This window comes from Nonomuraea sp. LPB2021202275-12-8, assembly GCF_037044575.1.
Classification (GTDB): Bacteria; Actinomycetota; Actinomycetes; order Streptosporangiales; family Streptosporangiaceae; genus Nonomuraea.
In genome coordinates this window covers 45918-69580 of record NZ_JBAHWD010000011.1, presented here as the reverse complement: position 1 = coordinate 69580, position 23663 = coordinate 45918, and the positions used below count along the sequence as shown (strand labels likewise).

The window sequence follows — 23663 nt, the reverse complement described above, 5'->3', positions numbered from 1 at the left end:
GTCAGTTCTCGCGACGATCGGAATCTTACTTATCCATCTAACATGATCCACAAAGGTGTGCAAAGGGCCCTCATGATGGGATAAAGGCCGAAGTTGTGGGTGGCCCGCCGGGGAATCCGCAGGTGAAAGCATGGCCAGACTATGTACACAGCGTTACTGATCCAATACTCTAAGTAATCGGCGGAGGGTTTTCCGTCACCAGACCCAGGAGGGCTCATGCATCGCACCCGTCGCCTAGCCGTGGCCGCACTCGTCGCCGGCGGACTCCTCATGGCCGCCGCCCCCGCCTCCCACGCCGTCGTCGACCCCCTCATGATTCCCGAGTGCCTCGCCGGCGCCGCCACCGACCTGACGGCCCTGGTCGACCCCAGCGCTCCCGGGGTGCCCTCCGAGGTGCCCGCCGTTCACTGCCTGGCGCCCTGACCGGCCTGCGGTCATTGGACGGGGGTGGCGCGGCGAATCGGGCGCCGCGCCACCCCGGCATCCAGCCCTATCACCCCGATCGCCCCCGGTCCGCCCCCAGGATCCGCGCGGGCACCGCAAGAGCAAGAGAAGGAGTCGCGTTGAACGTCCGAGCCCTGATCGCCGCCGTCGCCGTGGCGGCGGTCGCGATCCCGCCCGCGCTGGTCCAACTGGCGGAAGATCCGTCGATCCTCGGCGTGGAGGCCGTCATCCAGCACGTGAACGTGCTCACGTCGTAGATGCACCAGCTACAGCCCGTCGCCGCCGCGCCGGCCGGCTTCCGGAGTCCGGTGCGGCGACTCGGCTATGTCATGTTCCTGAGCCGCTGGATCCAGGCGCCCCTCTACATGGGGCTCATCGTCGCCCAGGTGGTCTACGTGTGGCGGTTCATGGCCGAGCTGATCCACCTCGTGCAGCTCGGCTTCGGCGGCACACCCGCGGAGACCACCGTCATGCTGATCGTGCTCGGCCTCGTGGACGTGGTGATGATCTCCAACCTGCTCATCATGGTGATCGTCGGCGGCTACGAGACCTTCGTCTCGCGGCTGCGCATCGAGGGGCATCCCGACCAGCCCCAGTGGCTCTCGCACGTCAACGCCAACGTGCTCAAGGTCAAGCTCGCCATGGCCATCATCGGGATCTCCTCCATCCACCTTCTCCAGATCTTCATCAACGCCGCGCGGCCGGCCGTGACCGACAGGGAGCTGCTATGGAAGACACTCATCCACCTGACCTTCATCGTCTCGGCGGTGGCGCTGGCCATGATCGACCGGATCATGCTGGGTGGGCGTCCGGAGAGCTCCGGGCAGCAGACGGACCTGCCGGGCGCACCGGCAAACGCCTCGCCGTCACCACGGGTATCGGTGGCGTGATCGTGGGGTTGCTCTCCCTCGCCGCTCCCGCCTGCGCACAGGCCGGCAAGCCGGCCCCGCCCCTGGTCGGCGACCTGATCATCTTCAACGACGAGATCGTCGAGCCCGTCTCGGCGCCGGTGAGCACCTGCGGGAGCACGCTGCCGGTGTTCAGCAGCGGATCCAGCGCCTGCGCGGACGCCTCCCGGGTGTCCGACGACGACGCCTGACCGCCCAGTTCTCCCGGAAGGCCGGGTACCCTCCGGGACCGTGCCCGCCCCCAGTTCCCCCAGCGGGGCGGGCACGCGCGGTTTTCAGCATGATGGGCACATGGACTCTTCCGGCCGGTCGCGGCGCCCCTCGTTCCGGCTCTCCAGCACCGTCCTCGACGCGCCCGACGCGCGCGCGCTGGCCGGCTTCTACGTGCGGCTGCTCGGCTGGGAGATCGACGACGACGAGCCGGACTGGGTGACGCTCCGCGCGCCGGGAGGCGGCGCGGGACTGTCCTTCCAGACCGAGGAGCGCTACGTCCGCCCCGTCTGGCCCGCCGGTCCCGGAGATCAGGCGATGATGGCGCACCTGGACATCGAGGTCGAGGATCTCGCCGTCGCCGGAGCGTGGGCGGCCGAGGCGGGGGCCGTGCTCGCCGCCTTCCAGCCGCAGGACGACGTGCGGGTCTACCTGGACCCGGCGGGACACCCGTTCTGCCTCTGGATCCGCCAGGCATCATGAAAGTTTCACGAATTCGCCGATAATTTCAGACTCCCACCTGCCCTAACGGTGCCTGCCTGCTTCTCGGATTGACCCGTTATCCAGCATGTCAATACCGTCCGGATGGATCCCAAGAGGTCGAAATTTTCGGGATCGAGTCATGGCACGCTTCCGGAGGTAGGTGCTCGTGCTTTCGTCATCGCTCATCAGACCCGGGGCCCGGATCAGGACTCTCGCGGCGACCGCCCTGCTGGGCCTGCTCGCCGTGTTCCTGCTGCCGGTCACCCCCGCAGACGCCTCGGCGCCGCTGCGCCAGCACGCCGCGGGTCGCGGCAAGTTCATCGGCACCGCGCTGGCCACCGGCCCGCTGTCCAACGAGACCCAGTACCGCACCATCGCGGCCACCGAGTTCAGCCAGATCACCGCCGAGAACGCGATGAAGTGGGACGCCACCGAACCCAGCCAGGGCCAGTTCAACTTCTCCGGCGCCGACGCCATCGTCGACTTCGCCACCCAGAACAACCAGCAGGTGCACGGGCACACCCTCGTCTGGCACAGCCAGACCCCGAGCTGGGTGCAGAACCTCGGCGCCACCGCCATGCGCACCGCCATGCAGAACCACATCAGCCAGGTCGCCGGCCGCTACGCCGACAACCCGGCCCTGGTCTCCTGGGACGTGGTGAACGAGGTCTTCGACGACAACGGCAACCTGCGCACCTCGTTCTGGTACAACACGCTCGGCCAGAGCTACATCGCCGACGCCTTCCGCGCCGCCCGCGCCGCCGACCCCGACGCCCGGCTGTGCATCAACGACTACAACGTCGAGGGGATCAACGCCAAGAGCACCGCCATGTACAACCTGGTCTCGTCGCTGCGTCAGCAGGGCGTGCCCGTCGACTGCGTCGGCTTCCAGGGGCACCTCGCCATCCAGTACGGCTTCCCGAACGACCTCCAGCAGAACCTGCAGCGCTTCGCCGACCTCGGCGTCCAGGTCCGGATCACCGAGCTGGACGTGCGCATGCAGATGCCCAGGGACTCCGCGAAGGACGCCACACAGGCCACCTACTACCGCAACGTGGTGAACGCCTGCCTAGCCGTCACCGCCTGCGCGGGCGTGACGATCTGGGGGTTCACCGACAAGTACTCGTGGGTGCCCGACACCTTCTCCGGCCAGGGCGCCGCGCTGATCTACAACGAGAGCTACCAGCAGAAGCCCTCGTACACCGCCGTGCACGACGCGCTGGCGGGCGGCACCAGCACCGACACCACCCCGCCGACCGCCCCCGGCCCCCCCGCCGCGACGAACATCACCGCCAGTTCGGCCACGCTGACGTGGACGGCCTCGACAGACTCCGGCGGCAGCGGGCTGGCCGGCTACACCGTCTACCGCGAGCAGGGCAGCACCGACCCGCAGCTCGGGCAGAGCTCCACCGCCTCCGTCACCCTGACCGGCCTGAGCGCGAACACCCAGTACCAGGTGTACGTGCGCGCCCGTGACGGCGCCGGCAACCTGTCCACCCCGTCGGCCACGGCCACCTTCACCACCACCACGGGCGGCGGCGGCCCCGGCGGGCCGTGCACCGCGACCGGCACCGTGCAGACCCAGTGGAACAACGGCTACGTGGTGCAGCCCGTGACGGTCACCAACACCGGAACCGCCCCCACCAACGGCTGGACGGTCACCTTCACCCTGCCCGCCGGCCACACCGTGACCGGCTCCTGGAACGCCACCCTGACCACCAGCGGGCAGACGGTCACCGCCAAGAGCCTGGGCTACAACGGCACTCTGGCCACCGGGGCGAGCACCAGCTTCGGTTTCCAGGCGAGCAGGCCCGGCGGCAACACCCAGACCCCCTCCGGCTACACCTGTTCCGCACCCTGACAGGCCCGTCACGTACGGTCTCCGTACAAGTCCCTGTAAATCCGTACAAGGGGTGGTGCGTGAGGCCGGCAGATCGGGTGCGAGCGGCGGCGGCGCGGCTGGCGTCGGCGGGTGACCTGCCCGCCTACGTCCACGACCTACCAGGGTTACGTGGCCACGCCGCCGCCGTCCGGGCGGCGATGGCCGGGGCCGCGGAGGTGTTCTACGCGGTCAAGGCCAATCCCGCCGCCGAGATCCTGCGCGCGCTGCGCCCCTTCGTCGACGGGTTCGAGGTGGCCTCCGGCGGCGAGCTGGCCCACGTGCGCGGCCTGCTGCCGGAGGCGCGGGTGGCGTTCAGCGGTCCCGGCAAGACCGGCGCGGAGCTCGCGCTGGCCCTGGAACTCGGCGTCGAACGGCTGCACGTGGAGAGCCCGACCGAGCTGGCCCGCCTGATCGCCACCGGCGCCCGGGCGGACGTGCTGCTGCGGGCCAACCCGGACCTGCCGGGCGAGGGCACCCGGCAGGCGGTGAGCAGCCCCTTCGGCATGGACCCCGACGGCCTGGACGCCTGCGTGCGGCTGCTGCGCGATGCGCCCCGGATCAGGCCCCGCGGCATCCACACCCACCTGACCTGGGCGCGCGAGGACGCGCGGGCGATGGCCGGGCTGGCCGGCCGCGTGACCGCCTGGGCGCTGCCCTGGCTGCGCGCCCACCTGCCCCAGATCGCCGAGCCCGAGCTCGACCTGGGCGGCGGCATGGGCGTCGACTACGCGGACCCGCGCGCCCTGTTCGACTGGAACGCCTACGGCGCCGCCCTGTCCGGGCTCGGCGGCCAGGCTCGGCTGCGGATCGAGCCGGGACGCTCGCTCACCGCCTACCACGGCTGGTACGTCACCGACGTCCTGGACATCAAGCGCAACCACGGCCGCCACTACGCCGTGCTCCGCGGCGGGACCCACCACCTGCGCACCCCCGTGGCCAGGGGGCACGACCAGCCCTTCACCGTCCTGAGCCACGCGGCGGCCGGTCCCGCGCTGACGGGCGCCGTGACCCTCGTCGGGCAGCTGTGCACCCCCAAGGACGTGCTCAACCGCCACGCCGAGGTCGCCGGGCTGCGCGTCGGCGACCTCGTCGCGTTCGGCCTGGCCGGCGCCTACGCCTGGAACCTGTCCCACCACGACTTCCTCATGCACCCCGAGCCGTCGTTCCACTACCTGGACGAGCCGCAGGCGTCGAGCGAGCCGTCGCCGGGTAGGTAACCGGTCCTGACATGGGGGACTCGACGCGATGATCCTTGAGCACGCACCGGACCCGCTGGCGACCTGGCTGTACGCCGAGCGCTACCTGGGCGTGGGGACCCGCGCCTACAGCCGGTTCTCCGCCGACCTGGAGATCTCCCAGGCCTACCACCCGCAGCTCGGCCTCGAGCGCTTCGTCGTGCCGACGTTCCGGGTGCCGCCGGCGCGCGGCGCGTTCCTGAGCAACGCGGTGGAGTCCACCCTCACCAAGCTCTACCGCGCCGGCGACGCCTTCCTGCTGCCCGTCCACCCCGAGACGCTCGCCTTCGAGGACCTGCCCGGCCGCGCAGCCCTGCGCGAGCGCGGGCCCGACCTGACGGTGGTGCCCTCCGCCAACGCCCGCACCGTGTTCGTCGAGCGCATCGACGGCGAACCGGTCGAGCCGCACTTCGTCAAGCTGCACTACCCCAGGCGCCTGTCGCGCTTCACCCGCCGCCTGCGCCGGCCGATCATCTCGGTCCAGCTCTGGGTGGCCGAGGAGCTGCTGGCCGCCGGCCTGCCGGTGCTCCCCGAGGTGGCCGGCGGGGTGCTCGGCGACCAGCCGGAGGAGGCGTGGGGTTTCCTGGTCCGCGAGGTGCGGCCGCGCGCCGGCACGGTGACCGGCCCGTCGGCCGACACCGGTCTCGGCACGAGCCCGCCGCGGTGCACGGTGCCGCTGTTCGCCCTGTACGGCGACGACGTCCGGCGGCCCGGCGACCCGACGCTGCTGGAGCAACTCGTCGCCCGCAGCGGCGAGGACCCGGGGGACTGGCTGGCGCGGCGCGTCGTCTCTCCCATGGTCCGGCTCTGGGTGCGGGCCGTCACCCGGACCGGCTGCACCCCCGAACTCCACGGCCAGAACACCCTGTTCGCCTTCGACCCGGACGCCCGGCGCACCGCCGTCCTCTACCGCGACTGCGGCGTCTACATCGACCCGCGCACCCGGCGCGAGCGGGGACTGGACCGGGAGCTGCCGCCGGTCAACGTCATCTCCCAGGACATCAGGCAGCCGCGCGAGCGCGTCTTCAGCCTCACCTACGACAGCTTCATGGGACACCACGCCCTCGAACGCCTCGCCCAGGTCGCCTCCGGCACCCTCGGCGTCGCGCCGGAACGGCTCAGGCAGGCCGCCCGCGAGGCGTTCGACGCGGACGGCGGCGGCGCGGTCCCGCTGCCCGCCACCGTCTACTACTACGAGGACCGTCTGCGCACCGGCAGCCGCTGGCAGCTCGTCGACACCGGTGAGACGCCCTCCTGGCGTCTCAGTCGATGAGCGCCTGATAGACGAGCTGCCGCAGCCTGCTCCTGATCGGATGGGTGCTCGACGGCAGGAGCTGGGTGAGGAAGACCACCGTCAGCTCCTCGGCGGGATCCACCCAGAACACCGTGCTCGCCGCCCCGCCCCAGCTGTACTCGCCCTCCGAGGACAGCGACCGGTTCTTGGCGGCGTCCTGCACCATGGCGAACCCCAGCCCGAACCCGATACCCGTGTACGGCGCCTCCGCGAACGCCGGCGGCCCGAAGTCCTCCAGGTCGGCGCCGCCGGGCAGGTGGTTGCGCGTCATGTAGGCGAGCGTGCGGGACCCGAGCAGCCGGACCCCGTCGAGCTCGCCGCCGCGCAGCAGCATCTGCGTGAACCGGTGGTAGTCGTGCGCGCTGGAGATCAGCCCGCCGCCGCCCGACAGCATCGACGGCCGCCGCAAGGCCGCGTCCCGCATGTCGGTGAGCACCGCCTTGCCCTCCCGGTCCGCCGAATACAGCGAGGCCATCCGGTCCGCCTGGGTCGCGTCGATGGAGAACCCGGTGTCGGACATGCCCAGCGGCCCGAAGATCTGCTCCTGCAGGAACTCGTCCAGCGGCCGGCCCGACACCACCTCCACCAGCCTGCCCAGCACGTCGGTGGCCACGGAGTAGTTCCACCGCGTGCCCGGCTCGAACAGCAGCGGCAGCTCGGCCCACCGGTCGACCACCTCGGCGAGGCTCATGCCGGCGGGCGCGCCACGTTCGAAGCCGGCCCTGCGGTAGATCGCGTCCACGACGGTGACGCGCTGGAACCCGTACGTCATGCCGGAGGTGTGGGTGAGCAGGTGCCAGACCCGCACCGGCTCGGCCGCCGGGCGGGTGACGGGGGAGGCGGCCATTCCCTTGTCGTAGACGCGCATGTCACCGAAGGACGGGATGAACCTGCTGACCGGGTCGGTCAGCTCCAGCAGCCCCTCCTCGTAGAGCATCATCACCGCGACGGAGGTGATCGGCTTCGACATCGAGTAGATCCGGAACAGCGTGTCCGTCTCGATCGGCGACCCCGACGCCACGTCCCTGGACCCGTATGCCGACAGGTGCGCGATCTCGCCCCGCCTGCTCACCAGGGCGAGCCAGCCCGGCAGCCTCCCGTCATCGACATAGGGGGCGAAATGGGCGTCTATCCGCCGCAGCCGGTCGGCGTCCAGGCCGACCTCCGCCGGATCGCAGGTGACCTTCAGCTCGCTCACCGCTCACTCCTCGCCTGCCGGAACAAGAATCTAGAGCGGGATTCTAGATCAGCTCAGCCTGCCGCGGAAGCGTGGTGCAGCCCCCGAAGGCCCAGGACGTACCCGTGCACCCCGAACCCCACGACGATCCCCCGAGCCACCGGCGAGACGTAGGAGCGGTGCCGGAACGGCTCGCGCTGGTGCACGTTCGAGATGTGCACCTCCACCACCGGCAGCTCCACTCCCTCGATCGCGTCGTGCAGCGCGACCGAGGTGTGGGTGAAGGCGCCCGGGTTGAACACCGCCCCGATCGACCGGCCCGCCCAGACCTCGGCGCCGGCCTCCTGGATCCAGTCGATGAGCTGCCCCTCGTGGTTGGACTGCCCGAAGACGAGCTCCAGGCCGAGCGCCTCGCACTCCTGCCGGCACATCGACTCCACGTCGGCCAGCGTCGTCGACCCGTAGACCTCGGGCCTGCGGGTGCCGAGCAGATTGAGGTTCGGGCCGTTGAACACGTAGACGGATGTCACGCTGCCTTGCTCCGTTCGTCAGGGCTTGTCCGGGCCGACGATCGTATCGCCGGATCAGCCCTTGTAGTTGAACACCTGTCGCAGCGTGTGCTGGACCGTCACCAGGTCCTTCTGGTCCTCCATCACCCGGTCGATCGGCTTGTAGGCCTCCGGGTGCTCGTCCACCAGCGCGGCGGCGCGGTCGGCGTTCCAGGTGCGGCCCCGCATCGCCGCCTTCAGCGACGACGCGGACAGCTGCCGCTTGGCCTTGCTCCGCGACATCCGGCGGCCCGCCCCGTGCGCGCACGAGTTGTACGACTGCGGGTTGCCCCGGCCGCCCACGATGTAGGACCGCGTTCCCATCGAGCCGGGGATCACGCCCTCGTCACCGGTGTCGGCCTTGATCGCACCCTTGCGGGTGATCCACAGCTGCTTGCCATGATGCGTCTCGAGCTGGGTGAAATTGTGGTGGCAGTTGATGGTCCGCACCCGTGAACCGTGACCGACGACCCTGAAGAGGGCGTTGATCAGCACCTTGTCCATCCGGGCACGCGAGCCCATGGCGTAGGCCTGCGCCCACAGCATGTCGGCGATGTAGGCGTCGAACTCCGGCGTGTTCTGCACCAGGTAGGCGAGGTCCGGGTCCTCCAGGCCGATCGCCTGGCGCCGCATCAGCTTCTTGGCGTCGGTGATGTGCTGGATCGCGAGCTGGTTGCCGATGCCGCGCGAGCCCGAGTGGAGCACCGTCCAGACGCGGTCGCGCTCGTCGAGGCAGACCTCCACGAAGTGGTTGCCGGAGCCGAGGGTGCCGAACTGGCGGGCGACCGTCGTCTCCTGCTTGGCGGTCAGGCCGGTGTGCGGGAGGCCGAGCTCGTCCAGCGCCCGGTCGACGGACGGGTCGTCGTGGCCCTTGCCGACACCGGCGGGGATGCGGCGCTCCACGAGCGGCATCAGCGCGTCGAGGGTGTCGGGCAGGTCGGCGGCCGTGAGGGTGGTCTCGGTCGCGACCATGCCGCAGCCGATGTCGACGCCGACGGCGGCCGGGATGATCGCGCCCTCGGTGGGGATCACCGACCCGACCGTGGCCCCGATCCCGACGTGCGCGTCGGGCATGAGCGCGACGTGGCCGGAGACGAACGGCAGGCGCGCGGTGCGTGCGGCCTGCATGATCGCGCCTTCGTCGATCTCGCTCGCCCAGGACAACAGGTTGGGCGCGGGCTGGTTCGGCATGAGGACTCCTTGCTGGTTCTTGATCCAGTCTGCCGTGCCCCTGTACGGAAGCCCACTGGTTTTATCCCCGTACGAGACCGGGGCAATCCGCATAGAATTTCAAGCTCAAAATATGCTGGCTTGATGTATCTGTTATCATCAGAAGCGTGACGAACGAGGACGCGCAGGCCGAGCGCGAGCTGTGCGGGCTGGTGAACGGGCTCGCCCGCCAGATCGGCGACCACGTCCGCGAGCGCGCCGCCACGCTGGGCCTCACCGCGCCCCAGGCCACCGCGCTGCGCGAGCTGACCGGGCCGATGACCATGGGCGAACTCGCCGAGCGCATGAGCTGCGAGCCGTCCAACGCCACGTTCGTGGCCGACAAGCTGGAGAAGCAAGGGCTGCTGGAGCGCCGCCCGCACCCCACCGACCGGCGGGCCAGACAGCTCGTCCTCACCGGCGACGGCCGGGAGCTGCGCGAGCGGCTCCTGCGGCTCCTGTCCCAGGACTCCCCGCTCGCGGGCCTCACCCAGCGGGAGCAGAGCGCCCTGCACGACCTGCTGGACCGTGCCGTCACCCGCCGCCCCGGATGACCGAGGAGATCCTGACGGGCGGGGGAGTCAACGAGGTCGTCCGCGTCGGCGACACCGTCCGGCGGCCGGCGGGCCCGTGGACCCCCGCCGTGCACGGACTGCTCGGCCACCTCGCCGCCACTGGCTTCACCGGCGCCCCGCGCGCCCACGGCCTGGACGGGCGCGGCCGCGAGATCCTCGACTTCGTGCCCGGCAGCGTGGCCCACTACCCGGTGCCGGACTACGTCTGGAGCGACGCCGCGCTGCGAGCGCTGGCCAGGCTGCTGCGCGACTACCACGACGCCACCGCCGGCTACACGCCACCCGACGGCGCCACCTGGTATTTCCCCGCCAGGCCCGGCGCCGAGGTCGTCTGCCACGGCGACGTCGCGCCGTACAACTGCGTCTTCCGCGACGGCCTGCCGGTCGCCTTCATCGACTTCGACACCGCCCACCCCGGCCCGCGCCTGTGGGATGTCGCCTACGCGGCCTACCGGTTCGTGCCGCTCACCGCCGTCGGCAACGGCGAGGCGGTGCTGCCCGTCCCCGAGCAGGCCCGGCGGCTCCGCCTGCTGTGCGACGCCTACGGCCTGCCCGCGTCCGGCCGGGCCGTCCTGCCCGAGGCGGTCGCCCGGCGCCTGCGCGCGCTGGTGGACTTCATGCGCGAGCGGGCGGCCGCCGGCGACTCGGCTTTCGCCGGTCACCTCGCCGCCGGTCATCACGAGCTCTACCTCACCGACGCCCGGCACGTCACCGAGCACGCCGCACGGCTGTGCCCCGGATGAGCCGGCGCTCCGGGACACCACCTTTGGGACAGGGCCGGACGGCGACGTAGGCTGACCCTTTGACGACGACAGGAGGTGACGCCCCATGTTGCGAGACTCGTTCGGACGGGTGGCGACGGATCTGCGGGTGTCCCTCACGGACAAGTGCAATCTGCGCTGCTCCTACTGCATGCCCCCCGAGGGGCTCGAGTGGCTGCCCAACGCCCAGCTCCTCACCGCCGACGAGATCGTCAGGCTGGTGACGATCGGCGTCGAGCGGCTCGGCATCCACGAGGTGCGCTACACCGGCGGCGAGCCCCTGCTCCGCCGGGAGCTGGTCGACATCGTCGCCCGCACCACCGCGCTCAGCCCCCGGCCGCAGGTGTCGCTGACCACCAACGGCATCGGCCTGGCCCGGGTGGCCGAGGCGCTCGCCGCAGCCGGGGTCGACCGGGTCAACGTCTCGCTCGACACCCTCGATCGCGACACCTTCAAGCGGCTCGCGCACCGCGACCGGTTCGACGACGTGATCGCCGGCCTGGCCGCCGCCCACGACGCCGGCCTGCGCCCCGTGAAGGTCAACTCGGTGCTCATGCGGGAGGTCAACCAGCACGAGGCGGTGCCGCTGCTCCGCTTCTGCCTGGAACGCGGCTACGAGCTGCGCTTCATCGAGCAGATGCCGCTCGACGCCCAGCACGGCTGGAGCCGCGACACCATGGTGACGGCCGACGAGATCCTCGACCTGCTGTCGGGCTCGTTCGAGCTGACGGCCGACGACCTGGAGGAGCGCGGCAGCGCCCCCGCCGAGCGGTTCCTGGTCGACGGAGGTCCCGCGCGGGTCGGCGTGATCGGCTCGGTCACCCGGCCGTTCTGCGGCGCCTGCGATCGCGTACGCCTCACCGCCGACGGGCAGATCCGCAACTGCCTGTTCGCCACCGAGGAGTCCGACCTCAAGATCGCGATGCGCGCGGGCGCGACCGACGACGAGCTGGCCGAGCGGTGGATCGCCGCCGTCTCCCGCAAGCGCGCCGGCCACGGCATCGACGACCCCGCCTTCCTGCAGCCTGCCCGCCCGATGTCGGCGATCGGCGGCTAGGTGCGCTGATCGTCCCCCGTGCGTACGGTGTAGGGGTGCACAGCGGGTACGACGCGGTGACCCTGGCCGGGGGACAGGCCCGGCCTCGGCGTCGGCACGCGGATCCTCGTCGAGAACGTCGTGGCGGCGGTTCCGGCGCCCGGCGCGTCATCGCCGTCGGGTCCGAGCGTGGGACCTGGACCATGTGCCCTTCGTCCGGGAGAACCCGCCGGGAGCGGGCCCGGCGCCCGCCCTGCGATCCGGGCTGCGCGACGTCTCGGCGCCCCTGGGGGGTGCTCCCGGCCGGCGACCTGCCGTTCCTGAACCCGTCCCACGTGACCACGCTGCCGGCAGCGGCGTCTTCGGCGACGGCGGGAGCAGTGGCTGCTGGGCGTCTGGGAGGTCGCCCGGCCGCGCCAGGCGCTCGACCGGTGTGCGGGGCGATCGCTGCGGGGGTTACCGCCACCGCCGGCCGGCGAGCGGGTGGCGCTGCCGCGCCGGGCCGGGTTCGACTGCGACACTGAGGACGACCTGGAGGAGGCTCGGATGAACGTGCTGAACGAGTGGACGGCGCTGGCCTGCAAGGAACTGGGCATCGACCCCGCGCGAGTGGACCGGGACCTGATCCTGGAGCTGACCAAGGAGGTGGCTCACGGGGTGGCGAGGCCGGCGGCTCCGCTGACGGCCTACCTGCTGGGGCTGGCCGAAGGGGCCGGGACCGCGCCCGAGGATGCGGTGGCGAGGCTGACCACGCTGGCCGAAAACTGGAGCAGAGCCACGGAGGAGACGCTGACAGACAGCTGACACTCGAACGAACTATCGTAGTCAAGCGCCGCCCGATCCTGAAGGTTTCCTGTGAAATGTCGGGAGAAGGCGGGGTGTAAACGATTTCGGGAAAGCGGCCCTATCCGACTGCGGTCCGTAACGGAACTGATCGTTAAGGACAAAACTTTGCCGGGAAAAGGGGCGACGCCGGGTGGTTACGGGGGCAAACCACCCGGCGTCGCTTCATCGGCGTTCCGACGGGGGCCCGGAACGCCGGCACCAGCACTCCGACGGGGGACCGGAGCGCTTGCCTAAAGCGTACACCTACAACCCGTGGGATGCGTCAAGACTTAGTCACGACCCGATCTCGCGTCGATGCAGCGGTATCTCGCTTTGGTTAGCTTCTGGGCTGTGAAAGGTGGGAGGTGGGGCGTCCTTGCCCCTCTCATTGGCCCCGATTACGGCTATGTATGGCAAAAAGACGGCGCCGGCGATGAAGACCAGTCTCAACGGCAGCGGCAGGGGCAGCACCACCGCCAGGATCAGGCAGATCGTGCGTATCCCCATCTTGATGAGGTAGCTGATCTCGCGCCTGTGGATGTCAGCGGTCAGCGACGGCCTGGCGTCCGTCACCTGGTGGACGTCCTGTTTCCTGCGCCAACCTCTCATACTTCCCACCGTAGACCTCGGACGGGCCGCTCGTGCCGGGGGGGCCGGACGTCAGCGCAGGTCATGCGATCATGGCCTTCGAGTAAGGAGGATGTGGAGATGACGGATCGCACATACCGGGTGACCGAGATAGTCGGCACCTCTGCGGAGAGCGTCGACCAGGCCATCCGCAACGGTGTCAGGCGGGCCTCCGAGACGCTGCGCCACCTCGACTGGTTCGAGGTGACGGAGGTGCGCGGCCACATCGAGGGAGGCGAGGTGGCGCACTTCCAGGTGGGCATGAAGGTCGGCTTCCGGCTGGAGGACGCCTAGCGCCGAGCCGGCCGGATGGGTGACAGATAGGGCGCCAGACGACAAACTGCGGATATGCGCAGCCGTACCGCGGGGGTGCTGTCGGCCCTGCTCGTCCTCGTCACGCCCGCGGCCGCGGGCTGTTCGCCGGCCCCGGCCCAGCAGACGGCCCAGGAGGCCCCACCCGAGCAAGGACGGGAGTCCGTGCTGCGCCAGAACTCCGACGAGATCGCCCGCACGGTGAGCAGCCTGCGTCAGGTCGACGACCTGCCGTTGTACGAGATGACCTTCCACGGCGGCTACGACGCCGAGGCGCCGCTCACCGACGCCGAGCTCGCGCGCCGCGACGACGACTGGGCGTGCTCCCTGTTCGTGCGCGGCGCCGAGTTCGGCCGCAACTTCGACTGGGACCCCAACCCGGCCATGGTGGTGCGCGTGCGCCCGCCCGGCGGCTACGCCTCGCTGTCGCTGTCCGACGTCTCCTACGTGCTCGACGGTGGCACGCCCGACCTGAAGGACCCCGTGGACAGGCGGCGGCTCGGGCACGCGGTGCTGCTGCCGTTCGACGGCATGAACGAGAAAGGGCTCACGGTCGGCCTGGCCCAGGTGCCGGAAGCCGGGCTGCCCGCCAGGACGCCGGGACGCACCCTGGTGGGCACCACGCGCATCATCCGGCTGATGCTCGACCGCGCCGCCACCGTGGACGAGGCCGTCGCCCTCATGCGCCGCTACGACGTGGAGTTCAGCGGCGGCCCGCAGGTGCACTACCTGATCGCCGACCGGTCGGGCAGGTCCGCCGTCGTCGAGTACGGCGGCGGCAGGATGCACGTCATCGACGATCGGATCCTCACCAACATCACCATGGCGGGCGCCGACCGCCGCACCCGCATGGCCGACACGCGCTACCGCACCCTGGCCGAGGGGATCGGCACCAGGACCGATGCCCTCGACCTGCTGCGCCGGGTCGCCCAGCCGCACACCCGCTGGTCGATCGTCTACGACATGGCCGCGGGCACCGCCAGGCTCGTCACCGGCCAGCGGTGGAGCCGGGTGCACGAGCTCGCCGTCAGCTCGCCTGGCTGACCGTCGACATGTTGAAGTCGGGCACCCGCACGGCCGGCATGACGGTCCGGGTGAAGTAGTCGCCCCACTCGCGCGGCAGCGTCTGCTCGGCCGCGCCGACCTCCGTCAGACGCCCCAGCAGGTCGACCGGGCTCTCGTTGAACCGGAAGTTGTTCACCTCGCCCACTACCTCGCCGTGCTCGACGAGGTAGACGCCGTCGCGGGTGAGCCCGGTCAGCAGGAGCGTCTGCGGGTCGACCTCGCGGATGTACCACAGGCAGGTGAGCAGCAGCCCGCGCTCGGTGGAGGCGATCATCTCCTCCAGCGAGCGGCCGTCCTCCGGCCCGCTCATGATCAGGTTGTCGATGGGAGGCGTCACCGGCAGGCCGCTCAGCTCCGCCGAGTAGCGGGTCTGCAGCAGAGCCTCCAGGCGGCCGTCCCTGATCCAGTCGGTCGCGGCCAGCGGCAGGCCGTTGTCGAAGACGGAGCTGCCCCGGCTGGAGGCGTGCGCCGTGACGAACGGCGAGCAGGCGATGCCGGCCCTGGCGGGGTCGCTGGCGAGCGTGACGGGCAGGGTGGCGAGCTGCTCGCCCACGCGGGTGCCGCCGCCCGGCCTGGAGAACACCGAGCGGCCGTCCAGGGCGTCCCTGGCCTGCGCCGACCAGAACAGGTAGACCATGAGGTCGGCCACCGCGGTCGGCGGCAGCAGCGTCTCGTAGCGGCCCGCCGGCAGGTCCAGCCGGGTCTTGGCCCAGTCGAGACGCTGCGCCAGCGTGGAGTCGAGCACGGCCACGTCCACGTCGGTGAAGTCGCGGGTGGCCACGCCGGCCCAGGCCGAGCGCTTGAGGTCGGCGGACTTGGCGTTGAGCTCCAGCCGCCCGGTCGGCTGGTCGTGGCGCAGCCGCAGGCCGGTGGAGCTGCCGAGGAAGGTGGAGGTCAGCGTGTGCTCGGCGAAACCGTACAGCTTCCGGCCGCCCGCCTCGGCGGCGGCGAACGCCTCGCCGAGCGCCGGCGCGAACGTCTCGAACACCCCGATGTCGGTGGGGACGATCGCCTCGTCCCAGCTCGCGCTCGCGGGCACGCCTTCCACGAGCTGCCTGGCGTCCTCGGCCGGCTGGGCGTCGCGGGCGGTGGCGTCGGCGGCGGCCACCACGTCGGAGAGCTGCTCGGGACGGACGGCGGCGCGCGAGACCACGCCCACCCTCTGCCCGGAGATCGAGATCACGGTGATCCGGTTGGAGCGGGCCACGCCGTTGGTCGTCAGCGTGTTGCCGGCGAAGCGCAGGTTGGCCGTGGACTCCTCGTCCACCAGCACCACGCACCCGTCGGCCGTGGAGAGCTCCAGGGCCCTGTCCACCATCTCCTGGGGAGTCGTCACTTTCCGCCCTCCTGAACGGTGTTGAGGATCCGGACGTTCCTGAACAGCGCGGAGGGGCAGCCGTGGCTGACCGGCGCGACCTGACCGGGCTGGCCCTTGCCGCAGTTGAAGGCGCCGCCGAGCACGTAGGTCTGCGGCCCGCCGACGGCCTCCATGGACTGCCAGAAGTCCGTCGTCGTCGCCTGGTAGGCGAAGTCGCGGACCTGGCCGGCGAGCCGGCCGTGCGAGATCTTGTACGCGCGCTGCCCGGTGAACTGGAAGTTGTAGCGCTGCATGTCGATCGACCAGCTCTTGTCGCCGACGATGTAGAGGCCCCGCTCGACGCCGGAGATCAGCTCCTCGGTCGACGGCCCGCCGGGGGCGGGTGCCAGCGAGACGTTGGCCATCCGCTGGATCGGCGTGTGGCCGGGCGAGTCGGCGAAGGCGCACCCGTTGGACCTGCCCAGCCCCTTCAACAGTGCCATCCTGCGGTCGAGCTGGTAGCCGACCAGGATGCCGTCCTTGACGATGTCGAAGCTCTGCCCCTGCACGCCCTCGTCGTCGAAGCCGACCGTGGACAGCCCGTGGGTGACGGTCCTGTCACCGGTCACGTTCATCGCCGTGGATCCGTAGACCAGCTCGCCGAGCTGGTCGAAGGTGGCGAAGCTGGTGCCCGCGTAGGCCGCCTCGTAGCCGAGCGCCCGGTCGAGCTCGGTGGCGTGGCCGATCGACTCGTGGATCGTCAGCCACAGGTTGGACGGGTCGATCACCAGGTCGTAGTCCTCGGCCTCCACCGAGGGGGCGGCGAGCTTCTCCGCCAGCAGCTCGGGCAGCGCGGACAGCTCCGCCGCCCAGTCCCAGCCGGTGCCCGTCAGGTATTCGTAGCCGCGGCCCACCGGAGGCGCGAGGGTCGACATGTCGTCGAAGCCCGACTCCGACGCCTTCATCGCGTTCAGCGCCGGGTGCACCCGCACCCGCTGCTGCGTGGTGACGGTGCCGGCCGTGTCGGCGTAGAACTTCTGCTCCTTGACCTGCAGCAGCCGGGCCGAGACGTGGTCGGCGCCCTTGAGCAGCCCGGCCGACCAGTCGGCCAGCAGCGCGACCTTGTCGGCGGATGGCACCTCGAACGGGTCCACGTCGTAGGCCGACACCCAGGTGACGTCGGCGTGCACGGGCTCGGCCGCCAGCTCGACGGGCTCCCGGTTGATCGGGGCGCTCACCTCCGCCACCCGGACCGCCTGCTCGGCGACCCGCACGGCCGCCTCGGGCGTCAGGTGGATGCCGGCGGCGAAGCCCCAGGTGCCGTCCTTGACGACCCGGACGGCATAACCGAGGTCGTCGGCGTCGGCCGCACCCTCCAGGCGGGCGTCGTAGAGGCTGAGCGTCTCGGCCCTGACACGCTCCAGCCGGAAGTCGGCGTGCTCGGCTCCCAGCTCGCGTGCGCGTTGCAGGGCGGCGTCCGCGAGCCGCCTGAGCGGCAGCGCGAGGAAATCGGAATCGATCTGGCGCATGTCCACGATCCTAGCGCCGTGATCTTGTATCCCCTGGACAAGCCCATACCGGCGGGTAGGAGATAGCGTCATGTGTCATGGCACGCTCTGTACTCGTCACCGGAGGCAATCGCGGCATCGGCCTCGCGATCGCCCGCGAACTCGCCGCGGCCGGCGATTCCGTCGCCGTCACCTACCGATCGGGGGAGCCGCCTGAAGGGCTCTTCGGGGTGAGGTGCGACGTCACCAGCATGGCCGACGTCGAGGCCGCCTTCGACAAGGTCGAGGCCGAGCAGGGCCCGGTCGAGGTCCTCGTCTCCAACGCCGGCATCACCAAGGACACCCTGCTGGCGATGATGAAGGAGGAGACCTTCACCGACGTCCTCGACGCCAACCTGACCGGCGCCTACCGCGTCGCCAAGCGGGCCATCCGGCCCATGATGAAGCTCAAGCGCGGCCGGGTCATCCTGGTCTCCTCCGTCGTCGCCCTGTCCGGCCAGGCCGGGCAGACCAACTACGCCGCCTCCAAGGCGGGCCTGATCGGCTTCGCCCGCTCCATGGCCCGCGAGTACGGCTCGCGCGGCATCACCGTCAACGTGGTCGCCCCCGGGTTCGTGGAGACCGACATGACGGCGGGCCTCGACACCGAGGCCATCGTCAAGAACATCCCGTTGGGCCGGCAGGCGTCCCCGGGCGAGATCGCGCGCGTCGTCCGCTTCCTGGCGGGCGAGGACGCCTCCTACATCACCGGGGCCGTGATCCCCGTCGACGGCGGACTGGGAATGGGGCACTGACGTGGGAATCCTCGAAGGCAAGCGGATCCTCGTGACGGGCGTGCTGACCGACGCCTCGATCGCGTTCTCGGTCGCCAAGCTGGCGCAGGAGCAGGGCGCCACCGTGGTGCTCACCGGATTCGGCAGGCTCAGCCTGGTCGAGCGGATCGCCAAGCGGCTGCCGGAGAAGGCGCCGGTGCTGGAGCTCGACGTGCAGGACACCGAGCAGCTCGACACGCTGGCCGACCGCGTGGGGGAGCACGTCGACGGCCTCGACGGGGTCGTGCACTCGATCGGGTTCGCGCCGCAGACCGCCCTGGGCGGCAACTTCCTCAACACCTCGTGGGAGGACGTCGCGACCGCCCTGCACGTGTCGACCTACTCCTACAAGTCGCTGGCGGTGGCCTGCCTGCCGCTGATGAAGGAGGGCGGCGCGGTCGTCGGCCTCGACTTCGACGCCAGCAAGGCCTGGCCCGTCTACGACTGGATGGGCGTGGCCAAGGCGGGCCTGGAGTCCTGCAACCGCTACCTCGCCCGCGACCTGGGCAAGCAGGGCATCCGCGTCAACCTGGTGGCCGCCGGCCCGCTGCGCACGATGGCGGCCAAGTCCATCCCGGGCTTCAAGGAGTTCGAGGAGAGCTGGCCGGCCAAGGCCCCGCTCGGCTGGGACCTGTCCGACACCCTGCCCGCGGCCAGGGCGTGTGTGGCGCTGATGTCCGACTGGTTCCCCGCCACCACGGGTGAGATCGTGCACGTGGACGGCGGCGTCCACGCGATCGGCGCCTGAGCCCGAGGGGCTGCGCTCAGGCCAGGCGCTGCCTGCCGTTGCCCGGCCTGGCCGGCTCGAACGGGATCGAGTCCGGACGCTCGCTGCGCTGCCTGCGCTGCTGCACGATGCGGGTGGCCAGCACCGCCGTGGCCAGCAGGATGATGGTCAGCGCCGTGCCGACGACGTCCGAGGCCGGGGTGCTCGGGCGCACGATCCGCTGCTTGCGCACCGGCACCGCCAGCTCCTCGGCGAACGGGTTGGGCCACAACAGGTCGATCCTCAGGTCATCGGGGTCGGCCTTGGGCTCGACGATCGGCTCCTCGTTGTCCATCGTGTGCGGCCGGTTGTCGGGCGGCGTGGGCGCGTCGGTCGGCAGCCCGACGACCTCGTCGCGGGCGTCGCGGTCGCCGCCGCGCTCGCGCCGGGGGTCGGACGGGGTGGGGGTCGGCCGGCGCGACTGCTTCGGGCCCGCCGTGGGGGTGGGGGTGAGGACGTCGAGCTCGCCCTGGTCATCGCAGGCCAGCACCGGCAGGCACACCTCGCCGAGCGTCTCGGGCAGCAGCGTCCGCTTGGGCTTGGCCGAGGGGGTGGGCTTGGCGGAGGACGGGGGCGGGCTGGTGGACCTGGTGGTCGGCACCGCCTCACCGACCTTGCCGAGCACGGTGTCGGTGGTCTCGTCGAGGCCCTTGGTCACGGGCTTGGTCAGACCGCCCGTCAGGGTGTCGACCGTGCCGGTGACCGCCTCGACGGCGCTGCACAGGCCGTCGGTCACTCCCGAGAGCAGGCCGCCGCCGCGCTCGCAGTCGGCGGCCAGGGCCGCCGCGGGCGGCGCGGCGAGGGGGATCGCCGCGAGCGCCACCACGAGCACTCCTGCCGAGATCGCGGTCCTGCTCCCCATCCGTCTCCTCCTGTATCGCTTACGGAGGAAATCCTTATGGGTATCGGCCATGAGACGCAGGTGTTTTCCCGCTAAAGTTGCGATTTGGTATCGACTAGTGATACGTGAGTGGGACTCTTGTCCGCCGTCAGTCCGGCGACGACACGTCATCCAGAGCCTCTCGGATCTCTATCGGCAACACTACGTCCTCGGCGAGCAGTGTCCCCTTGAGTTGGGCGAGCGTGCGGGCGCCGATGATGGCGGAGGCCACGCCGGGCTGGTCGCGCACCCACGACAGGGCCACCGCCAGCGGTGAGACGCCCAGCCCGTCGGCGGCGGTCATGACCGACTCCACCACCCGCCGGCTGCGCTCGTCGAGGTAGGGGCGGACGAACTCGGCGAAGTGCGGGGTGGCGGCCCGCGAGTCGGAGGGGATGCCGGTGCGGTACTTGCCGGTCAGCACACCCCTGCCGAGCGGCGACCAGGCCAGCACGCCCACACCGGTGTGGTGGGCGGCTGGCAGCAGCTCGCGCTCGGGGTCACGGGCCAGCAGGGAGTATTCGGCCTGGACGGCGGTGATCGGGATGCGGCCGGGGACCGCCCGCTGCGTCACCGCGGCGGCGGCGAGCTGCCAGCCCGAGTAGTCGCAGACGCCGGCGTAGACGGCCCGCCCGGAGGTGACGATGGCGTCCAGCGCGGCCATGGTCTCCTCCAGCGGCACCTCGGAGTCGTAGGTGTGCAGCTGCCACAGGTCCACGTAGTCGAGGCCGAGCCGGTTGAGCGAGTCGTCCACGGCGGCGATCAGGTGACGCCTGGAGGCGTCGCGCGGCCTGCGGCCCAGCGGGGTCACCACGGCCTTGGTGGAGATCACCAGCTCGGAGCGCGGCACCGAGTCGCGCATCATGCGGCCGAGCAGCCGCTCGGCGTCGCCGCCCGTGTAGACGTCGGCCGTGTCGACCAGGGTGCCGCCCGTGTCCATGAACGTGCGCAGCTGCGCCGCCGCGTCGTCGGCGTCGGTGTCACGCCCCCACGTCATCGTGCCGAGGCCCATCCGGGACACCGACAGGCCGCTGCGGCCGACATAGCGCTGCTCCATGATCCCGCCAGGTTACCGCTCAGGCGGGGGAAACGCCGTGATCGACGCCTGCGACACTTGTCTGGTGACGACCCTGCTGCTGGCCCGCCATGGGCTTACCGACCTCACCGGGCCGGTGCTGGCCGGCCGGACCCCCGGAGTTCATCTCAGCGACGCCGGCCGGGCGCAGGCGTCCGCCCTGGCCGGGCGGATCGCGTCGGTCCGGCTCGACGCGATCGTCTCCAGCCCGCTGGAACGCTGCCAGGAGACGGCCCTCGCCGTCGCCGGGGGGCGCGGCCTGGAGGTGCGGACGGACGAGCGGTTCCTGGAGTGCGACTACGGCTCCTGGACCGGGCGCGAGCTGAAGGAGCTCGCCAAGGAGCCGCTGTGGGGGGTGGTGCAGGCGCATCCGAGCGCGGCCACCTTCCCCGGAGGCGAATCGATGGCGGCGATGCAGCATCGGGCGATCGCCGCGGTGCGGGAGTGGAATAGCCGCCTGGGGGAGAAGGGTGTCTACCTGGCGTGCAGTCACGGTGACGTGATCAAGGCGATCGTCGCTGACGCGCTGGGGCTCCACCTCGATCATTTTCAGCGGATTACAGCCGATCCGGCGGCTCTCACCGTCATTCGCTATGCCCCCTTGCGTCCCTTTGTTCTCAGACTTAACGATATGGGGGAATTGAGGCTTCCCGAGGATTCGGAGGAGAAAGACGGGGGAGAAAACTCCACCGGGAGCGATGCCGCCGTCGGCGGCGGGCCCGGGACCACGTAAGGTCAGGCTATGCCGGTCTTCGACTACGACCCACCAGAGAGGTTCGTGGCGGGTGCCCTCGGGCAGCCGGGCGCGCGAGCCTTCTTTCTGCAGGCCAGGGCCGAGGGCAGACTGACCACGGTGGCGCTGGAGAAGCTGCAGGTCGCCGCCCTCGCGGGCAGGCTCGAGGAGCTTCTCGACGAGGTGTTGCGGCGCAGCGGGGGGACCGCTCACGTGCCCGCCATCGCGCCCACGGATCTCGCCGACGACGCGCCGCTCGAAGCGCCGCTGGCGGAGGACTTCCGGGTCGGCACGATGGCGCTCGCCTGGGACCCTGACACCTCGCAGGTGGTCATCGAGGCGCAGGAGGTCATCGACGAGGAGGATCTCGACGCGCCCGAGCCCGCGATGCTGCGCGTGCGCATCAGCGCCGGGGCCGCCCGCGCTTTCACGCAGAGAGCACTCAAGGTCGTCGCGGCCGGCCGCCCGCCGTGCCCGCTGTGCGCACAGCCCCTCGACGCCGAGGGGCACGTCTGTGTCCGCCTCAACGGCTATCGCGGAGGTGAGGCGGCTTCATGACCGCTCCGGAGAGCGAGCCCGCCATCAGGCCCACCCTCCCATCGGCCATGAACGAGGAGGAGACGCTCGCGCTGCTGCGCGACGGCCGCCTGGAGGTGGCCGGCCGCCTCGTCGAGGCCACCAACATGACGCTCTACTGCTCGGTCAAGCTGGGGGCGCGCACCGCGGCCTGCGTCTACAAGCCGGTGCGCGGCGAGCGCCCGCTGTGGGACTTCCCCGACGGGACCCTGGCCGCCCGCGAGGTGGCGGCGTTCGAGGTGTCCCAGGCGATCGGCTGGCACATCGTGCCGCCGACGGTCTACCGCGAGGGGCCGTTCGGCCCCGGCATGTGCCAGCTCTGGATCGACACCGAGCGCGAGGTCGACCTGATGCGGCTGGTGCGCAGCCGCAACCCGGTGGTGCGCCGGATGGCGGTGTTCGACGCGGTGGTCAACAACGCCGACCGCAAGGGCGGCCACCTGCTGCCGCTCCCCACCGGGCACGTCTACGGAGTCGACCACGGCGTCTGCTTCGCGGTGGAGGACAAGCTGCGCACGGTGCTGTGGCAGTGGCGGGGCAAGCCGCTGGCCCGAGACGCGGTGGCGGTGCTCGCCAAGCTGGAACGCGAGCTGGAGTCGGGCTCGCTCGGCCGCCGGCTGCGCGACCTGCTGACGCTGGCCGAGGTGGAGGCGACCTGGCAGCGGGTCCGCCGGTTGCTCGACACCGGTGTGCACCCGTCTCCCTCCGAGGGCTGGCCTGCCATCCCCTGGCCACCCATCTAAATCGGTTTTGTACGCTTTGCCCCATGTGCACGGTGATCGTGAGAACGGGGCATCCGCTGACCCTGATGGGCGTGCGGGACGAGTTCGCCGACCGGCCCTGGGAAGGCCCCGGCGAGCACTGGCCTGACCACCCTGGCGTGGTCGGCGGCCTGGACCTCAAGGCGGGCGGCACCTGGCTCGCCGTGGACCCGACTGCTCGCCGCGTCGCGGCGTTGCTCAACGGGCGCGGCCGGGAGGCGCCCGAGACGACGAAGATCTCCCGTGGCGGCCTGCCGCTGCTCGCCGTGACCACGGGCGATCTGCCCGAGCTGGACCTGACCCGCTACGACCCCTTCCACCTCGTGCTCGCCGACCTGACCCGGACGCGGCTGTTCAGCTGGGACGGAGAACGGCTCGGCACCACCGAGCTGCCCGAGGGCACCAGCATGATCGTCAACACCGGCCTGGACCCGGCGAACGAGCGGACCGCCGCCTTCCAGCCGAGGTTCGCGGGCGACACCGACTGGCGAGAGCTGATCACCGGCACCCCCTCCGCCGACCCCGGCGCGCTCATCATCCGGCACGAGCTGCCGGACGGCCGCGTCTTCGCCACGCTCAGCGTCACTCTGCTCACTCTCACCCCCGAGGGCGTGACGTACGAATTCACCGACATGACCGCTGATCAGGACGGATAGGCTCGAAG

General features: G+C 71.0%; 28 protein-coding genes. 20 read left to right on the top strand and 8 right to left on the bottom strand.

Annotation, left to right across the window (positions count from 1 at the left end; translation table 11 throughout):
- Nucleotides 1–216: 216 nt before the first annotated feature.
- From V5E28_RS21720 to V5E28_RS21685, 8 genes are all read left to right on the top strand, one after another.
- Nucleotides 217–423 (top strand): hypothetical protein, encoded by a 207-nt coding sequence (locus V5E28_RS21720; RefSeq protein ID WP_336208835.1) that lies wholly within the window; start codon nt 217–219, stop codon nt 421–423.
- 140 nt (nt 424–563) lie between these two features.
- Complete coding sequence (locus tag V5E28_RS21715) at nt 564–701, top strand: hypothetical protein (protein WP_336208834.1); 138 nt, start codon at nt 564–566, stop codon at nt 699–701.
- Nucleotides 702–1334, top strand: coding sequence for a TIGR00645 family protein (locus V5E28_RS21710; protein WP_336208833.1), 633 nt, complete (start codon nt 702–704; stop codon nt 1332–1334).
- Nucleotides 1335–1336: 2 nt separating this feature from the next.
- Nucleotides 1337–1543 (top strand): hypothetical protein, encoded by a 207-nt coding sequence (locus V5E28_RS21705; RefSeq protein ID WP_336208832.1) that lies wholly within the window; start codon nt 1337–1339, stop codon nt 1541–1543.
- Nucleotides 1544–1643: 100 nt separating this feature from the next.
- On the top strand, nt 1644–2045 hold the full coding sequence (locus V5E28_RS21700; RefSeq protein ID WP_336208831.1) for a VOC family protein: 402 nt from the start codon (nt 1644–1646) through the stop codon (nt 2043–2045).
- 166 nt (nt 2046–2211) lie between these two features.
- A complete protein-coding gene (locus V5E28_RS21695) occupies nt 2212–3906 on the top strand; it encodes an endo-1,4-beta-xylanase (RefSeq protein WP_336208830.1) in 1695 nt (564 codons plus the stop codon).
- Between the two features lie 59 nt (nt 3907–3965).
- Entirely contained in the window at nt 3966–5144 is a 1179-nt protein-coding gene (locus tag V5E28_RS21690; protein WP_336208829.1) for an alanine racemase, read from the top strand.
- A 28-nt stretch (nt 5145–5172) separates the two neighbouring features.
- Nucleotides 5173–6435: a ferric iron reductase gene (locus V5E28_RS21685; protein WP_336208828.1), complete on the top strand. Its 1263-nt coding sequence runs from the start codon at nt 5173–5175 to the stop codon at nt 6433–6435.
- Here V5E28_RS21685 and V5E28_RS21680 read toward each other — a convergent pair.
- Genes V5E28_RS21680 through V5E28_RS21670 form a run of 3 tightly spaced genes read right to left on the bottom strand, consistent with a single transcriptional unit; the run spans nt 6425 to nt 9372 of the window.
- On the bottom strand, nt 6425–7654 hold the full coding sequence (locus V5E28_RS21680; protein WP_336208827.1) for a serine hydrolase domain-containing protein: 1230 nt from the start codon (nt 7652–7654) through the stop codon (nt 6425–6427). The genes V5E28_RS21685 and V5E28_RS21680 overlap by 11 nt on opposite strands.
- Before the next feature lie 53 nt (nt 7655–7707).
- Complete coding sequence (gene aroQ, locus V5E28_RS21675) at nt 7708–8163, bottom strand: type II 3-dehydroquinate dehydratase (protein WP_336208826.1); 456 nt, start codon at nt 8161–8163, stop codon at nt 7708–7710.
- A gap of 54 nt (nt 8164–8217) precedes the next feature.
- On the bottom strand, nt 8218–9372 hold the full coding sequence (locus tag V5E28_RS21670; RefSeq protein WP_336208825.1) for an RtcB family protein: 1155 nt from the start codon (nt 9370–9372) through the stop codon (nt 8218–8220).
- A 146-nt stretch (nt 9373–9518) separates the two neighbouring features.
- On the opposite strand from V5E28_RS21670, the gene V5E28_RS21665 reads away from it, so the two are divergent.
- The 4 genes from V5E28_RS21665 to V5E28_RS21650 all read left to right on the top strand — a co-directional run bounded on the left by V5E28_RS21665 (nt 9519) and on the right by V5E28_RS21650 (nt 12566).
- A complete protein-coding gene (locus tag V5E28_RS21665) occupies nt 9519–9944 on the top strand; it encodes a MarR family winged helix-turn-helix transcriptional regulator (protein ID WP_336208824.1) in 426 nt (141 codons plus the stop codon).
- A complete protein-coding gene (locus V5E28_RS21660; RefSeq protein WP_336208823.1) occupies nt 9941–10708 on the top strand; it encodes a phosphotransferase in 768 nt (255 codons plus the stop codon). The genes V5E28_RS21665 and V5E28_RS21660 overlap by 4 nt, the downstream gene beginning before the upstream one ends.
- Before the next feature lie 85 nt (nt 10709–10793).
- Nucleotides 10794–11783: a GTP 3',8-cyclase MoaA gene (gene moaA, locus V5E28_RS21655; RefSeq protein WP_336208822.1), complete on the top strand. Its 990-nt coding sequence runs from the start codon at nt 10794–10796 to the stop codon at nt 11781–11783.
- A gap of 525 nt (nt 11784–12308) precedes the next feature.
- Entirely contained in the window at nt 12309–12566 is a 258-nt protein-coding gene (locus V5E28_RS21650; RefSeq protein WP_336208821.1) for a DUF6457 domain-containing protein, read from the top strand.
- A 315-nt stretch (nt 12567–12881) separates the two neighbouring features.
- Here V5E28_RS21650 and V5E28_RS21645 read toward each other — a convergent pair whose 3' ends face one another.
- Nucleotides 12882–13160 carry a DUF3099 domain-containing protein gene (locus V5E28_RS21645; protein WP_336208819.1) on the bottom strand — a complete coding sequence of 93 codons (279 nt, stop codon included), beginning with the start codon at nt 13158–13160 and terminating at the stop codon, nt 12882–12884.
- Between the two features lie 135 nt (nt 13161–13295).
- On the opposite strand from V5E28_RS21645, the gene V5E28_RS21640 reads away from it, so the two are divergent.
- Both V5E28_RS21640 and V5E28_RS21635 read left to right on the top strand, forming a co-directional pair.
- On the top strand, nt 13296–13508 hold the full coding sequence (locus tag V5E28_RS21640) for a dodecin (RefSeq protein WP_336208818.1): 213 nt from the start codon (nt 13296–13298) through the stop codon (nt 13506–13508).
- Between the two features lie 54 nt (nt 13509–13562).
- On the top strand, nt 13563–14570 hold the full coding sequence (locus tag V5E28_RS21635) for a linear amide C-N hydrolase (protein ID WP_336208817.1): 1008 nt from the start codon (nt 13563–13565) through the stop codon (nt 14568–14570).
- On the opposite strand, the gene V5E28_RS21630 is transcribed toward V5E28_RS21635, so the two are convergent.
- Complete coding sequence (locus V5E28_RS21630) at nt 14554–15909, bottom strand: metallopeptidase TldD-related protein (protein ID WP_336208998.1); 1356 nt, start codon at nt 15907–15909, stop codon at nt 14554–14556. The two genes, V5E28_RS21635 and V5E28_RS21630, sit on opposite strands and share 17 nt — an antisense overlap.
- Before the next feature lie 14 nt (nt 15910–15923).
- Nucleotides 15924–17417: a TldD/PmbA family protein gene (locus V5E28_RS21625; protein ID WP_336208816.1), complete on the bottom strand. Its 1494-nt coding sequence runs from the start codon at nt 17415–17417 to the stop codon at nt 15924–15926.
- A gap of 77 nt (nt 17418–17494) precedes the next feature.
- Between V5E28_RS21625 and fabG the strand changes: the two genes are divergently transcribed.
- Together fabG and fabI are read left to right on the top strand one after the other, a co-directional pair.
- On the top strand, nt 17495–18190 hold the full coding sequence (gene fabG / locus V5E28_RS21620; protein ID WP_336208815.1) for a 3-oxoacyl-ACP reductase FabG: 696 nt from the start codon (nt 17495–17497) through the stop codon (nt 18188–18190).
- A 1-nt stretch (nt 18191) separates the two neighbouring features.
- Nucleotides 18192–18956, top strand: a complete 765-nt coding sequence (fabI, locus tag V5E28_RS21615) for an enoyl-ACP reductase FabI (protein WP_336208814.1) — start codon at nt 18192–18194, stop codon at nt 18954–18956.
- Nucleotides 18957–18972: 16 nt separating this feature from the next.
- Here the strand turns inward: fabI and V5E28_RS21610 are convergent, their stop codons facing one another.
- Together V5E28_RS21610 and V5E28_RS21605 are read right to left on the bottom strand one after the other, a co-directional pair.
- A complete protein-coding gene (locus V5E28_RS21610) occupies nt 18973–19836 on the bottom strand; it encodes a hypothetical protein (RefSeq protein WP_336208812.1) in 864 nt (287 codons plus the stop codon).
- A gap of 127 nt (nt 19837–19963) precedes the next feature.
- Complete coding sequence (locus tag V5E28_RS21605; protein WP_336208811.1) at nt 19964–20911, bottom strand: aldo/keto reductase; 948 nt, start codon at nt 20909–20911, stop codon at nt 19964–19966.
- A 64-nt stretch (nt 20912–20975) separates the two neighbouring features.
- Here V5E28_RS21605 and V5E28_RS21600 point away from each other — a divergent pair, with 64 nt between their 5' ends.
- The 4 genes from V5E28_RS21600 to V5E28_RS21585 are packed head-to-tail and all read left to right on the top strand — an operon-like array spanning nt 20976 to nt 23655.
- Entirely contained in the window at nt 20976–21662 is a 687-nt protein-coding gene (locus V5E28_RS21600; protein WP_336208810.1) for a histidine phosphatase family protein, read from the top strand.
- A 9-nt stretch (nt 21663–21671) separates the two neighbouring features.
- On the top strand, nt 21672–22220 hold the full coding sequence (locus tag V5E28_RS21595) for a DUF3090 domain-containing protein (protein ID WP_336208809.1): 549 nt from the start codon (nt 21672–21674) through the stop codon (nt 22218–22220).
- The gene (locus V5E28_RS21590) at nt 22217–22981 is read left to right on the top strand and encodes an SCO1664 family protein (protein WP_336208808.1); all 765 of its coding nucleotides are present in this window, start codon (nt 22217–22219) and stop codon (nt 22979–22981) included. The genes V5E28_RS21595 and V5E28_RS21590 overlap by 4 nt, the downstream gene beginning before the upstream one ends.
- A gap of 23 nt (nt 22982–23004) precedes the next feature.
- Nucleotides 23005–23655, top strand: a complete 651-nt coding sequence (locus V5E28_RS21585) for an NRDE family protein (protein WP_336208807.1) — start codon at nt 23005–23007, stop codon at nt 23653–23655.
- Nucleotides 23656–23663 lie beyond the last annotated feature (8 nt).

Excerpts from the sequence above, each read along its gene's own strand:
- V5E28_RS21720 (WP_336208835.1), top strand. The coding sequence starts at position 217 with ATGCATCGCACCCGTCGCCTAGCCGTGGCCGCACTCGTCGCCGGCGGA.
- V5E28_RS21710 (WP_336208833.1), top strand. The coding sequence starts at position 702 with ATGCACCAGCTACAGCCCGTCGCCGCCGCGCCGGCCGGCTTCCGGAGT.
- V5E28_RS21700 (WP_336208831.1), top strand. The coding sequence starts at position 1,644 with ATGGACTCTTCCGGCCGGTCGCGGCGCCCCTCGTTCCGGCTCTCCAGC.
- V5E28_RS21685 (WP_336208828.1), top strand. The coding sequence starts at position 5,173 with ATGATCCTTGAGCACGCACCGGACCCGCTGGCGACCTGGCTGTACGCC.
- V5E28_RS21670 (WP_336208825.1), bottom strand. The coding sequence starts at position 9,372 with ATGCCGAACCAGCCCGCGCCCAACCTGTTGTCCTGGGCGAGCGAGATC.
- V5E28_RS21660 (WP_336208823.1), top strand. The coding sequence starts at position 9,941 with ATGACCGAGGAGATCCTGACGGGCGGGGGAGTCAACGAGGTCGTCCGC.
- moaA (WP_336208822.1), top strand. The coding sequence starts at position 10,794 with ATGTTGCGAGACTCGTTCGGACGGGTGGCGACGGATCTGCGGGTGTCC.
- V5E28_RS21650 (WP_336208821.1), top strand. The coding sequence starts at position 12,309 with ATGAACGTGCTGAACGAGTGGACGGCGCTGGCCTGCAAGGAACTGGGC.
- V5E28_RS21640 (WP_336208818.1), top strand. The coding sequence starts at position 13,296 with ATGACGGATCGCACATACCGGGTGACCGAGATAGTCGGCACCTCTGCG.
- V5E28_RS21635 (WP_336208817.1), top strand. The coding sequence starts at position 13,563 with ATGCGCAGCCGTACCGCGGGGGTGCTGTCGGCCCTGCTCGTCCTCGTC.
- V5E28_RS21630 (WP_336208998.1), bottom strand. The coding sequence starts at position 15,909 with ATGGTGGACAGGGCCCTGGAGCTCTCCACGGCCGACGGGTGCGTGGTG.
- V5E28_RS21625 (WP_336208816.1), bottom strand. The coding sequence starts at position 17,417 with ATGCGCCAGATCGATTCCGATTTCCTCGCGCTGCCGCTCAGGCGGCTC.
- fabG (WP_336208815.1), top strand. The coding sequence starts at position 17,495 with ATGGCACGCTCTGTACTCGTCACCGGAGGCAATCGCGGCATCGGCCTC.
- V5E28_RS21610 (WP_336208812.1), bottom strand. The coding sequence starts at position 19,836 with ATGGGGAGCAGGACCGCGATCTCGGCAGGAGTGCTCGTGGTGGCGCTC.
- V5E28_RS21605 (WP_336208811.1), bottom strand. The coding sequence starts at position 20,911 with ATGGAGCAGCGCTATGTCGGCCGCAGCGGCCTGTCGGTGTCCCGGATG.
- V5E28_RS21595 (WP_336208809.1), top strand. The coding sequence starts at position 21,672 with ATGCCGGTCTTCGACTACGACCCACCAGAGAGGTTCGTGGCGGGTGCC.
- V5E28_RS21590 (WP_336208808.1), top strand. The coding sequence starts at position 22,217 with ATGACCGCTCCGGAGAGCGAGCCCGCCATCAGGCCCACCCTCCCATCG.
- V5E28_RS21585 (WP_336208807.1), top strand. The coding sequence starts at position 23,005 with ATGTGCACGGTGATCGTGAGAACGGGGCATCCGCTGACCCTGATGGGC.